A 13597-nucleotide genomic window follows, 5' to 3' on the forward strand; every position below is an offset into this window, starting at 1 on the left:
GGTAATCGAATGGAAACAGTACACTGCCTGCTGATTACTACATACTGATTACTGACTACTGGATAAGTACCCTGACCAATTGCTTTTTATTCCCTCTTTTCGCGTAGAAAACAATCTCATTGTCACGCACATTGAACAGCGGCTTTGAGACCATTAATGGCAAACGGGCTTCCTTATCATCAATCAGCTTTTTATAACTAATATGTCCTTGTGCATCAAGTTTAATGACAAATACATTCCTATTTCTACTCAATCCCTGTTTAAAAAGTAAACGATCACCGGGAAGCAATTGAGGATTTTCGGCAGCCGTACTTATGAAAAAGTAAGTATTGCCATCTTTCGTATAGGAGCTATAAGAGGCGTAGGCACCATCGCCCTGGGTAACCTCTGCTTTGTTGATATTCCTTGCCCATAACATATCACCGTCCGCGCTAAGCTTTGCACTAACAATATCATTATGGTGATACCTTGTGACCTTCAATCGCCCACCACTAGAATTCGCCTGTACGCTTGAGGTTATAAAATATTCCTCAGCATTAAAGTGGATCGAACCATCGTTGGAAACATTGACGTTCTTAAACACCAAATCTTTAATATCCTTATCCTCTTCACGGCCAAATTTATCCATCATAAACTGTTCAGAAAACGGACTATATTTCTTGGTATTCAATTCTAAGGTATTTGGATCAATATTGAAATAAGCCAAACCATTGTACCTGTTATCCTTCCTGTTTGCATAAAAGCCAACACAAAGGAGTTCATTTCCATTTACGATGGGTATCAAGGCTTCAGAAAATTTTCCAGGACCGTCAAAAGTCTGTGTCTTTGCCCCGCTTCTTGAAACTTTTATCAACTCGTACTGGAATTTTCGCTCATTGGCCAAAAACCTTTTTTTCTTAAAATAGGCCTTACCAATTATATAAGCTTCCTGTAAATCCTTGGAGAAAGCAACATTCTCGAAGGCATAGTTTTTCTCTTCAACTTCATCTGAAAAATCATGCTCAACCACTTTTTGCAAACCTGAATTGAACAGATAGATAAAATGTTTATTCGTCTTGCCCTTCTTAAAATGAGTGCTAATCACAAAAGCATTCTTTTTATCATTGAAAAGTACCGAAGTGGTGAAACCAGAAGAAAAGTTTCGATTATAATAATTTTTATCCAACGGATTGTTCACCGCTTTCGAAGCCACTGTCAATAAAGTTTCCTTTGTGAAATTCATATCTGAAAGTGGACTCCGATGTACTGAATACTCATAGGCCAGAGCATCGTAATCATAATCCAGGAAAATAAGGTAAATCTGTCCATTGGCTACATACCCATCAACAAGATTTGCATTCTTGAGTTTATAATTATACTCATTAATCAACTGCATATTGGCATCGTAATGCTCGATCATATATCCTTTAGGCTTTAGGATAACCCCCGTATAATAAGACCTTACTAAAAAAGTCCCTCCTTTGCCATCATTGGAAATGGTCAAAAGATTGGAGTATTTATACCTATCATTATATTTTTCCCCGATTGAGAAGTCTAGTGGAATATCCTGAGCGGAAACCATACAGGTGACAAACAGGACAAAGAACATGGAGATATATCTTCGCAGATTCATATGAAGGATTTTTGGGTTTTATTTGCCTGGAAAATCAGCTTTTCTCTTTTCAAGAAATGCACTGGTACCTTCCTCAAAGTCAGCAGTACCAAAACATTTGCCAAAGGCATCTATTTCTGTGGCAAACCCGTTTACATTAGTGTTAAAACAATCATTTATGGCTTTTATTGCATAACCAATGGCAACAGGGGAATTATTCGATATCTTACCTGCCAATTGGGAGCAAAGGTCCATCAATCCCTCTTGGGGAACAACATAATTGACCAATCCATAGTCCAGCGCCTTTTGAGCATCGATCATACCGGCGGTCATGATCATTTCCATGGCCCTTCCCTTACCGACCAACCGCGGCAAACGCTGGGTTCCGCCATATCCGGGAATAACCCCTAGCGAAACTTCGGGCAGCCCCATTTTAGCATTCTCACTGGCTACCCTAAAATGACAGGCCATCGCCAATTCCAATCCACCTCCCAAGGCAAAACCGTTCACTGCAGCGATAACCGGCTTAGAAAGGTTCTCCACAAAATCAAATAGTATTTCTTGCCCTTTGGCCGCCAATTTCTTGCCCTGTTTCTCTGAAAACCCAGCAAACTCAGCAATATCGGCCCCGGCAACGAACGCCTTTTCCCCGCTACCGGTAAGAATGATCACTAATACACCTTTATCCTTTTCCAATTTTGAGAATACCTCATGCAACTCCTTTATCGTATCCTTATTTAAGGCATTCAATTTGTTCGGACGGTTTATGGTAATCCATGCGGTTCTATCCTCTTTTTCTACTAAAATGTTCTTATATTTCATGAAATTGCTTTTTTAGTATCTTCATCGGGTTGATTCTTAGGGAAAATTACCGTAAAAACGGTTCCTTTTCCCGGTTGGGACGTAACATTGATGCTCCCGTTATACGTTTCGACCATATTCTTTACCATACCCAGACCAAGTCCCATGCCGCTGGATTTTGTTGTAAATTTAGGTTCAAAGATCTTTTCGGTGAATTCATCTGCAATTCCGATACCATTATCGGCAACGGAAATCTTAACGTTATCACCTTCTGAAGCCACTGTTACCAAAATCCTAGGGGACGGTTGATCGATCATCGCCTGAGTGGCATTTTTTACCAAATTGGTCACTACACGTATAAGCTGTGTCCTATCCCATTTTGCAATGATCTCTTCTTCATCACTGATAAAATGTATATAGGGTTCATTGAAAATATCCAAAGCCAAACGTACGATCTTAACCACATCCAAAGTCTCATTTTGTTGGGCAGGCATTTTGGCGAAATTGGAAAATGCCGAGGCTATACTGCTCATCGTATCAATTTGCTGAATCAAGGTATTCGAATATTCATCAACTTTCTTCTTAATATCAGGGTCTGTGGGATCGAACCTACGTTGAAAACTTTGAACGCTCAATCGCATGGGTGTCAAGGGATTTTTGATTTCATGTGCAACTTGTTTGGCCATCTCACGCCATGCCTGTTCCCGTTCACTGCGCGCCAATTTTACCGCACTTTGTTCCAATTCATCGATCATTGCGTTATAGGCCGTTACCAATTTACCTATTTCGGTATCCAGGTCATCAATTATGATTTTCTTGTTACGCTTGGTAAGATCGGTTTTGAACATCATATCAGAAACCGTATGCAACGATCGTGTAATATACTTGGTGATGAAGTACGCCAATCCTATGGCTATCAATAACATTAAAAAGTAAACCCATCCCAATTGCATCAATGATTGCCTTAATTCCATATCATTAAGGGCATTGTTCTCATAATAGGGCAAATTCAATATACCAATAGGTTTAAATTTTTTGTCATTGATATAGGTGTACGAAGCTTGGTATTTATCACCGGCCGTAGAAGTCTTCTCCAAGTACCGTCTGGTAACGCTCATTGCCAAATTATTGAGCACCTCGGTATCCAAACAATTGGATTGTGGGTCAATTTCAAAACGAGGTCTCGAGCTTTTGATCAATTGCCCTTCTAGATCATAAATGTTGAAAGGGGCATTCAGTACATCCGCAATTTCATAAATATCATCCTTAAAAATAAGATGAAGGTTTTCGGTAGTTAAGGCATAAGTGGTGTTTTTTAGGGTATTCTGAACACTTTGCTTAACCTGTTCTTCTTTACGTTCCAAGCGATGCGCATGATAATCCTTTAAGGTTTCACGGTATTGATAGATGGTTACCCCCGAAATCAATATCGATGCTATGAGCACCAATAAGATCATGGTGGCGAATATCCTTGAACGTAGCGAAATATTTCTGACCAAGTAGCTTTAATTTGAACATAAAGATAGCAAATATCAGGCCATTATCGATTACCGATTCAGTTTCAATTAGAAGCAAGCAGGGACCATTTTAAATGGCAAACACAGGTTTCCGACTTTTTTGGACTAAAGCCCTATGCTTCCGGATTCTTACGCTGAATACTTCTGTAGAGCTTAATACCCAACATAAGTAATATCCCTAATAAAATAATCCCGATTACACCGAAAATCCAATTAAAGGCACTCTTTAGAATTACCAAAAAAACCACAGCGAATAAAATTAACGTAGCACCTTCATTCCAGATGCGCATAAACCGTGAGGTATATTTTATCTCATCACGCTGTAATTGTTTAAAGATCTGGTGGCATTTTAAATGATAAATAAACAAAAGCACTACAAACAGCAATTTTACGTGCATCCATGGTTGTTGCAGCCATACCGGCTGCAATAGTAGCAACCAAACAGCAAAAATGGTACATAAAATGGCCGAAGGCCATGTAATGATCTTCCATAATCGTTTGGTCATCAACTTCAATTGCGTGGTCAGGATTTCTTTATCCGGTGACGGTTTTTCAGATGCTTCAATATGGTAAATGAACAATCTGGGTATATAAAAGAGTCCGGCAAACCATGTTACGACAAAAATCAGGTGTAACGATTTTATATAGTTGTAATATTCCATTTATTCTTCTATTTGAAGCGCTCCTATTCCCTCTTCCCAAAGTTTTTTATTGAATTCCGGTATACTGGTTTTCAAAAACATTTCGGCCTCCTTTTCCAATACATTCCATTGTGTATCGAGCTCAACTTTACGATCTCTTGAGGCTTGGTTTACCTTTGGAATGCTACTATTGGTGGCATCGATCAAAAATAAGTACTCCGCTGTAAATTTATTGGGAAAATTCTCAACATCATCATAAGCCTTGGACTTTCTTTGAACCATCTTCTTGTCCCAAGCATCCAATGCATCGAGCAACTTTTGCCCTTCAGTCTTCAAAGTTTCATTTTTAAGGCCTTTTATGACCGCCTTCAATTGTTGTTGGGCTTTGTATAAAGCATTCAATTTATTGTGCATAACCGTCAGTTTCCGTTCCATTTCGGTCATGATTTCATCATACTCCTTATACTGACCCTCTTTTGTTTCATAAGTGGGCATTTCTATGATATTTCCAGCGGTGGAGACGACCTCATCGCCCATTTTCAGCTTTAAGGTGTACTTTCCTGGTGATGCCTTATGCCCACTAAATCCGGCCTCAATATAAACGCCCGGTATTCCGGGAAGGGAAGGATATTGCATATTCCAAACAAAACGATTCAGCCCTTCCTTTTTGTCCAAAAGCGGATCTTCAGATGGCCCACCCCCATTATAGGTAATTGCATTTTCGTCCTTTTTGGAACTGAAGCTGCGCACCAATCGATTCTGGGCATCAAAAATATCCATAGAAATGTGGGTACTATCTGCCAATTTTGGAAGCTCATAATAGATGACCATACCGTTGGCAGGATTTACGCCGTCATAAGCATCGGTTCCTTTGAATTTAGTGGTATTACGACTCATTGGACTTCTCCAAGAACCGTTTAAGGCATCGCTAGGTTGAAGCAATTTCAATCCGTTTTTAGAAGATTGATGTTGTTGTAAAACGGTTAAATCATCCAAAATCCAAAAAGCACGACCGGAGGTCGCCACGATTAGGTTACCTTGATGTACCTTCAAATCCGTAATAGGTGTTTTCGGTAGATTCAGTTGTAAGGGTTCCCACGATTTACCATCATTCCAAGAAATGTACATTCCTTTTTCCGTTCCCGCATAAAGTAATCCTTTACGAACCTCGTCTTCCCGAACAACCCTTGTGAAAGCCCCATAAGGTATGCCAGTACTTATATTTGTCCAACTTTTACCGTAATCAGTTGTTTTATAAATAGCCGGAGTATAATCATTGAATTTATACCGAGTGGTAGCAACATATGCGGTAGCAGGATCGTGAGGGGATACTTCAATCGCATTGACCAAGCACTCTTTTAATCCTTTTGGGGTCACATTCTGCCAAGTAATGCCATTATCCCTCGTCAGTTGCACTAATCCGTCATCGCTCCCTGTCCAAAACACTCCTTTTTCATGGCGTGATTCAATCATATAGGCTATGGTTCCGTAATTTTCGGCACCTACGGCCTCATTGGTGTACGGACCGCCACCATTCCCTTGTTTATCATCCATATTACGCGTTAAATCGGGAGACATTTCTTCCCAAGTAATTCCCATATCCCGGGTACGAAGTACTAACTGTGCGCAATGATAAAAGGTATTCGGTTCATGTTGTGATCGAATGATAGGTGCGTTCCAATTATAAAGATATTTCATATTCCTGGCTTCCCTTCCTAGATACTGTATGGGAGCTGCCATGATTTGGGTAGAAGCCTTGGATTCCATATCCAACGCCTCAATGGTACCCAAATAACTTCCTCCAAGAACATATCGGGGATTATTAGGGTCAAAGGCCAAAAACGCACTCTCCCCACCTGCAGCATAAGTCCAATCCTGTTCGGTGATTCCACTTCTCCCCAAGGAAAGACTGGCAATTTTTACCGAGGTGTTGTCTTGCTGTCCGGCATAAATATTATACGGGAACAGATTATCGACACTGATTCTATAAAACTGGGCCGTTGGCATAATATCCTGTGTTGACCAAGTCTTTCCAAAATTAAAACTAATAGCGGCACCCCCATCATTGGCAATGACCATGTTATTCGAATTATCGGGATTGATCCATAGGTCATGGTAATCGCCATGCGTACCCGATAAAGTCTCCCAAGATTTTCCGCCATCTATGGAACGTAATGCAGGGGCACTCAAGACATAAACCGTGTTTTCATCATTAGGGTCGGTAAATACTTCAGTATAATACCAGGCCCGCTGTGTTAATCGATTATCACCACTGACCATGCTCCAGTTGTCACCACCATTATTAGAGACGAACAACCCGCCTTTATCTTTATTGGAATCACTTTCGATTAGTGCATATACCTTATCGGAGTTTGCCGGACTAACCGATATCGCCATTTTCCCTTTTTCCTCAGGAAGGCCTTTTTCTATCTTGAACCAAGTTTCCCCACCATCGATAGATTTATAAACCCCACTGCCTTCGCCACCACTGATAACGATATTGGGTTTACGTTGATGATGCCACATCGTGGCGTACATGATTTCCGGATAGTTGGCATCCATGGACAACTCTGAGCATCCAGTTAATTCATTAACGAACAAGGTGTTTTTCCAGGTCTTTCCCCCGTCAACTGACTTATAAATACCACGATCCTTATTAGGGCCATAAAGTGCACCTTGTGCAGCTACATAAACGATATCAGGATTTGTAGGATGAATTACGACCCTAGCAATATGTTGGGTAGCTTCCAACCCGATTTTTTTCCAGGTCTTTCCTGCATCCGTTGATTTATACACCCCATCTCCATAGGAAGTCATTACCCCTCTTGGAGCATGTTCTCCCATACCGCAATAAACGATATTTGGATTGGAAGCTGACACGGCTACCGCACCTACCGAACCCATTTCAAAAAAACCGTCGGAAATATTTTCCCAACGTTGTCCGGCATCAGAGGTTTTCCAAAGGCCTCCGCCGGTCGTACCCATATAATACGTTAAGGGATCACCCACAACACCCGTTGCAGTAACTGACCGACCGCCACGAAAAGGACCAATGTTCCGATATTTTAGAGGTTTGAAATAGTCTCCTACTTTTTGGGAGAAACCCTCAGTTGTTACTAAAACCAGTAGTATTAAAATAATTTTTCTCATCTATATGATATGTTGTTCGTTTTATGCTCAATATTCGCTCAATAGGTCAAATTCCATCACTCCCTATCATTCTTCAATAAAAAGATAATTTAACTTCAGTTCATTAAAGGCCGCATTAAACTCTTTAAGTTCTTTATCGACCACGGCGTCAAAGGCCTTAAGCTGTTCATTGATCTGTGCTGTCAATTCATTTTTCACTGCAATATCCTGATCCGTTGGTGGAAAATCGTCAATAGCCACCAGACTGTTCAAATGTCCTAATTTATTGTTCAATCTAATAGGAAAATTCAAAGGATCTTGACCACTTCTATTTTTGGTTTGATAAAGGGCTTTTTCAACGGTTCCCAAACTTTCCTTCATTTTTTTGGCTTTCTCAACCAATTCTTTTGTGGCATCATTGTCTTTATACTGATTGGTAAAAGCATCCAGTTGCTTTGTAATGTTCCTTATTTTTTCAATGGATTGATGCGCTTTTTCGATTGTCGTATTGATATCCGTAATAAAATCGAACTGCTTTTGCATATCGGCTACCGAAACCTCTGCCCTTGGATCGGGAAGTATCTTAAAGGTTTCGGTAGTAGATACACCATTCACGTTCAAATTCACTTTATAATCCCCCGGTACGGCTTTGGCCCCATCCAAACTGGCCCACCAAAGGATCATACCTTCCAATTTCTTGGCTCCCTTACCTCGGGTATCCCAAACAAACGTATTGCCCCCTTTCTTGACCTCGAGCTTTTTATCTTTCTCCTTGGCGGTATTGCTGTAATTTGCCAACGTATCCCCGGACATTGTTGTAAAAGTGAGGTTGATACTATCTTTCTCGGACAGATCTTTCAAATAAAAATGGGTAATAACCCCATTAGGGTGGTTGGTCCCTGCGGTTTTTGAAGGGGTTTTTAACGTTCCACCTTTTGTACGGTAAGAATCCTTGGGTTTATACAAGATTGAGGATGCAGACTTTTTACTCGAATCCAATTGATGCAATACCGTTAAGTCATCAATGATCCACAAACTTCGACCTTGTGTGGCCACTATCAAATTGTCATCCTTAATGGTTAAATCGGTAATCGGTACAATGGGTAAATTTAATTGGAAAGGATTCCAATGTGCTCCATCATCAAAGGAAATATACATGCCGGTTTCAGTGCCCGCATACAACAACCCCTTACGTTTAGGGTCTTCACGGACCACTCTGGTAAAATGCTCCTGATTTATCCCATTCGTTATTTTTGACCAGTTCTTACCGTAGTCCGTGGTTTTATAGAGATAGGGTTGAAAATCGCCCAATTTATATCGCGTTGCAGCTACGTAACACGTACCCTCATCAAAGGCGGAGGGTTCAATGCTATTGATCATGTTCCATTCGGGCATATTAGATGGGGTAACATTCTCCCAATTAACACCACTGTCCTTGGAAACATGAACGAGTCCATCATCACTGCCTACCCATAACAAACCTTCTTTTAAGGGGCTTTCATTCGCTGCGAAAATAGTACAGTAATATTCAACACTGGTATTGTCTTGGGTAATAGGACCTCCGCTTGAAACCAATTTGGTAGGATCATTTCTTGTAAGATCACCGCTTAACAATTTCCAACTTTGGCCTTCATTTTCAGTAACATGTACATGGTTCGAAAAGGCATATAATTTTTTCGGATTGTGCTTACTGAACATAATCGGAAAATTCCATTGAAAACGGTATTTCATTCCTTCGGCACCATGACCCATAGGATTGTCTGGCCAAACATTGATGCCCCGTGCTGTTTTCCTTGCATGGTTCACACGGGTTAAAAAACCATCATAACTACCGCCATAAACAATATCGTTGTTCAAAGGGTCCACTGCGATATGGGCCGACTCACCTCCAGCGGTCGATTCCCAATCCCCGTCGCCAATACTTCGGCTATCACTACGATGCTTGATCCGTACGGTGGAATTATCCTGTTGGGCGGCATAGATACGGTAAGGAAAAGAATTATCAGTCGTAACCCTATAAAATTGGGCGGTAGGTTGATTGTAATACGTGCTCCAGGTTTGACCCCCATCATAAGAGATTTGTGCACCCCCATCATCACCAATGATCATTCGCTGGCCATTCTCGGGCGCTATCCATAGGTCGTGGTGATCCCCATGGGGAGCATTAAAAGTTTTAAAGGTCTTACCTCCATCGGTCGATTTATGGTAATTTACATTGAGCACATATACTACATCGGCATCTTCGGTATCGGCATAAACACGTGTATAATACCATGCACGTTGGCGTAATTTTCGTTCACTATTGACCTGTGTCCATTTGTTACCTCCATCATCAGATCGGTATAACCCACCTTTTTCCTTATTCTCCACTATGGCCCAAACCCGATCGGAATTTTTGGGAGAGACCGTTACGCCTATAATTCCCAAGGTATCTTTTGGGAAACCTTCATTTTTAGAGATTTCTTTCCAAGTTTCGCCACTATCGGTACTTTTCCATAGGGCAGAACCATCACCACCACTACTTAAACTATATGGGGTACGTTTGGCCCGCCAAGTAGAGGCATACAAAATACGTGGATTGTTGGGATCAAAGGTCAGATCAACAGCTCCTGCTTGGTCGTTGACAAATAACTTTTTCTCCCAGGTCTTGCCTCCATCGGTACTTTTATAAATTCCTCGGTCTTGGGTTGGTGTATAGATATTCCCTAGAACAGCGGCGTATACCGTATTATAATCCGTAGGATGTATTCGTATTCTGGGCACATGCCGACTATTTTTCAATCCGGCCGAAGTCCATGTTTTACCGGCGTCTACGGTTTTCCAAACACCGTAACCGGAAGACACATTACCCCGTAAGGTTTTTTCTCCCCCACCTACATAAATGACATTGGGGTCACTTTTGGCCACTTCCACGGCACCTATACTTCCCCCAAAATAGCCATCGGAGATATTGCTCCAGCTACGACCGCCATCCGTGGTTTTCCAGACACCACCTCCAGTGGCCCCAAAATAGAAAAGGTTGGGTTCTCCCGGTACACCTGTTACGGCAGCGGAACGCCCTCCTCGGAATGGTCCGATCAAACGGTAGTTCAAACTGGAATAGAGTTCTTCAGGATATTCTGGAGTTGTGGTAGGCGACTTTTTTTTTCTTTGGGCAAGACTTGTTGATGGAAATAGGAAAAAGGCCAGCATAACGATGCTCGCCCAAGCGTAGAAAGTTTTCATATTTTGAAGGTTCTGATTAGTCAAGACTAAAAGTAAGGAATAAATAAAACTCCTTTGAGGATTCATCAATCAAATTAGCCTTTTGATCGCATTAAATCCTATTCTACTCCAAAAACTCCAAACAAACCGGACTTGGTAATGCTATTTCATTAAGAAATTGCAATGTACCTTTGGTTTTATCCCGTTTGAACACAACGATATTGTTGCTGCGTTGGTTGGCCACCAAAAGAAAAGCACCGCTGGGGTCCAGCGCAAAATTACGGGGCCAATCGCCATTTACACTTTCTCGCCCGACCAAACTCAATTTACCCGTGGTTTGGTCCACTTTAAAAATCACGATCGTATTCTCCCCTCGATTGGAACCATAAAGGAATTTGTCGTCTTGGGAAAGATGGATATCGGCACAAAAGCTTTCCCCTGTAAAATCCTTGGCCAAAGTTGAAAGCGATTCAACCTCCTGATACGTACTATCCTCGTTTCTTTCTAGGGTGGTCAGGGTCGAATTCAACTCATTGATCACATAGAGGTACTTCCCGTCTTGCCCAAAGGTAAAATGCCTAGGCCCGGCCGTTGATGCCATATCCAATGAAGGTTGTGCTGCAGGAACGAATTCATTACCTACCCATTGGTATCTTTTGACGGCATCCAATCCCAAATCGGCAACAAAGAGTCCGTCTTCCGTAAATTGGGCCGAATGCACATGGGAAGTTTTAACAGTATCCAATACCTTATGGTCAATGAATTGGGGGCTGGGATGTAGTTCACCACCATCACCTAAATCAAACAGGGTTAGACTCCCACCTGTATAGCTTGAAGCGGCCAAAAATCGCCCATCTTCAGACAATCCTATATGGCAAGGGTGTGCCCCAACCGTGGCATTGGAATTAATTTTCACCAAGCTATCCCCCTCAATACGAAAAGCGACAACCCCTCCACTGGAATTTTCATACCTATCGGTTTCTTCTACGGCATATAAATAATTCTTATCCGGTGAGACCTTTACAAATGATGGGTTCCCTATTTCAGCAGCCAATTTCTTATGGCCAAGTTCCCCTGTTTTTGGATTGAAATGATAACTATAGATACCTTCGCTACCATTCTCGGTATAGGTACCAACAAAAAGAGTATGTGTATTCTGGGTTTGTTCGTTTTTACATCCGATGACGAATAAAAAAATGCTTAAAAGCAAAACGTGGTACTTCTTCATGGGTAGGAATGGTTTAGACCTTAAAAGTAACAACTTAATTTGAGAATGACCCTTATCTATCCAAATCCCTCTTTACTTCCCTCCGTAAATAAAAACCTGTGACCAATGTAGCAAGGACATCGGATATCGGAAAGGCAATCCATACCCCAAATTCACCTAAATAATTAGGTAATATCAATATTAACGGAATAAAAAAGAATCCTTGTCGGGTCAATGTCAACAATAAAGCCGGTACCGCCTTGCCAATGGCCTGAAAATAGGCCGCACCGATCAATTGCAGGGCAATAATCGGGGTAGCTGCAAAGACCAATCGCATGGCCGAGGGCGCATGTTCCAAAACAAAGGCATTAGTGGCCAGTTCCAAAGCGGACATATCGGGTTTATTACTCAAAAACAAGGAAGCTATCTCGGCTGGAAAAACCATAAGTCCCACAAAAACCAATGTTGCCATAAGTGCCGCGTATTTAATGGCCGTAAATATCGATTCCTTGACACGTTCATACTTATGGGCTCCATAATTATAACCTGCAATGGGTAAAAAGCCTTGGGTAACCCCAAAGACCGGAAAAAGGGCAAACATGAGCATGCGACCAATGATGGCATAGACCGCTACCATAGCCTCACCACCCAAATCGAACAGAATATTGTTCATTAACAGGTAAATGACACTCACTACGGCTTGTCTTGATAGGGTAACAAAGCCCAAAGAGCCTATTTCCTTAATAATATGCGATTTCAACCTAAAATGATGCCAAACCACTTTTAGTTCTGAATTTTTAGAAACAAAAAAGTACAGGACATATGCAAAACAAAGAACATACCCTATGGTCGTTGCCCAAGCGGCACCTTCCATTCCCCAATCAAAGACATTGATAAAAAAATAGTCCATCACCAAATTCCCCACAGAGGGGATAATCATGGCGACCATGGCGAATTTAGGTTTTCCCTCGGCACGGATTACGGTATTGCCCATCATACATAGGGCCAAAAATGGCACTCCACAAACAACGATGATATAATAAATTTTCGCAGGTTCAAAAATGGCGCCCTTACCCCCAAAAGCGGGAATTAATCCATCAACATAATACAATCCCAGCGACACCATTACAGTGGTAACCAAAAGGGTCAGGGTAATCTGGTTCCCAAAGGTCTGTAGGGCTTTTTCTTTGTCATCGGCCCCCAAGGCCCTAGAAATAATACTCGATCCCCCGATACCAATCGCCATCCCCAAAGCACCAATAAAAAAAGATACGGGTAAAACCACATTGATCGCGGCAATTGCAATGGAACCGATCCAATTACCCACAAAAATGGAATCGACCAAAACGTTCAGGGACATGACCAAAATACCAATAGAAGCAGGTACAGCTTGTCGTACAAGGAGTTTTCCTATGGATTCGGTACCGAGTTGGTCTGATGTTACTTTTGCCATTTTAAACACCGTTAAGACCTACAAAAAAACACGAAGTGCGCATTCCTTGTAGGT

The 13597-nt window shown here is 41.5% G+C and carries 8 protein-coding genes; all 8 read right to left on the bottom strand.

Annotation, left to right across the window (positions count from 1 at the left end; all coding sequences use genetic code 11):
• Nucleotides 1-55: 55 nt before the first annotated feature.
• A complete protein-coding gene (locus R3X28_RS01220; protein ID WP_317661813.1) occupies nucleotides 56-1612 on the bottom strand; it encodes a hypothetical protein in 1557 nt (518 codons plus the stop codon).
• 18 nt (nucleotides 1613-1630) lie between these two features.
• Nucleotides 1631-2413, bottom strand: coding sequence for an enoyl-CoA hydratase/isomerase family protein (locus R3X28_RS01225; RefSeq protein WP_317661815.1), 783 nt, complete (start codon nucleotides 2411-2413; stop codon nucleotides 1631-1633).
• Nucleotides 2410-3849 carry a HAMP domain-containing sensor histidine kinase gene (locus R3X28_RS01230; RefSeq protein WP_317663043.1) on the bottom strand — a complete coding sequence of 480 codons (1440 nt, stop codon included), beginning with the start codon at nucleotides 3847-3849 and terminating at the stop codon, nucleotides 2410-2412. The genes R3X28_RS01225 and R3X28_RS01230 overlap by 4 nt, the downstream gene beginning before the upstream one ends.
• A gap of 173 nt (nucleotides 3850-4022) precedes the next feature.
• Nucleotides 4023-4571: a CopD family protein gene (locus R3X28_RS01235; protein WP_154365807.1), complete on the bottom strand. Its 549-nt coding sequence runs from the start codon at nucleotides 4569-4571 to the stop codon at nucleotides 4023-4025.
• Entirely contained in the window at nucleotides 4572-7700 is a 3129-nt protein-coding gene (locus tag R3X28_RS01240) for a glycosyl hydrolase (RefSeq protein ID WP_317661818.1), read from the bottom strand.
• Nucleotides 7701-7766: 66 nt separating this feature from the next.
• Nucleotides 7767-10904 (bottom strand): VPS10 domain-containing protein, encoded by a 3138-nt coding sequence (locus R3X28_RS01245; protein ID WP_317661819.1) that lies wholly within the window; start codon nucleotides 10902-10904, stop codon nucleotides 7767-7769.
• Between the two features lie 103 nt (nucleotides 10905-11007).
• Nucleotides 11008-12111 carry a lactonase family protein gene (locus tag R3X28_RS01250; RefSeq protein ID WP_317661821.1) on the bottom strand — a complete coding sequence of 368 codons (1104 nt, stop codon included), beginning with the start codon at nucleotides 12109-12111 and terminating at the stop codon, nucleotides 11008-11010.
• 52 nt (nucleotides 12112-12163) lie between these two features.
• A complete protein-coding gene (locus tag R3X28_RS01255) occupies nucleotides 12164-13543 on the bottom strand; it encodes an MATE family efflux transporter (protein ID WP_317661823.1) in 1380 nt (459 codons plus the stop codon).
• Between the last annotated feature and the right edge of the window lie 54 nt (nucleotides 13544-13597).

Source organism: Maribacter sp. TH_r10 (assembly GCF_033101095.1).
Lineage (GTDB): Bacteria > Bacteroidota > Bacteroidia > Flavobacteriales > Flavobacteriaceae > Maribacter_A > Maribacter_A luteus.

Excerpts from the sequence above, each read along its gene's own strand:
- R3X28_RS01220 (WP_317661813.1), bottom strand. The coding sequence starts at position 1,612 with ATGAATCTGCGAAGATATATCTCCATGTTCTTTGTCCTGTTTGTCACC.
- R3X28_RS01225 (WP_317661815.1), bottom strand. The coding sequence starts at position 2,413 with ATGAAATATAAGAACATTTTAGTAGAAAAAGAGGATAGAACCGCATGG.
- R3X28_RS01230 (WP_317663043.1), bottom strand. The coding sequence starts at position 3,849 with ATGATCTTATTGGTGCTCATAGCATCGATATTGATTTCGGGGGTAACC.
- R3X28_RS01235 (WP_154365807.1), bottom strand. The coding sequence starts at position 4,571 with ATGGAATATTACAACTATATAAAATCGTTACACCTGATTTTTGTCGTA.
- R3X28_RS01240 (WP_317661818.1), bottom strand. The coding sequence starts at position 7,700 with ATGAGAAAAATTATTTTAATACTACTGGTTTTAGTAACAACTGAGGGT.
- R3X28_RS01245 (WP_317661819.1), bottom strand. The coding sequence starts at position 10,904 with ATGAAAACTTTCTACGCTTGGGCGAGCATCGTTATGCTGGCCTTTTTC.
- R3X28_RS01250 (WP_317661821.1), bottom strand. The coding sequence starts at position 12,111 with ATGAAGAAGTACCACGTTTTGCTTTTAAGCATTTTTTTATTCGTCATC.
- R3X28_RS01255 (WP_317661823.1), bottom strand. The coding sequence starts at position 13,543 with ATGGCAAAAGTAACATCAGACCAACTCGGTACCGAATCCATAGGAAAA.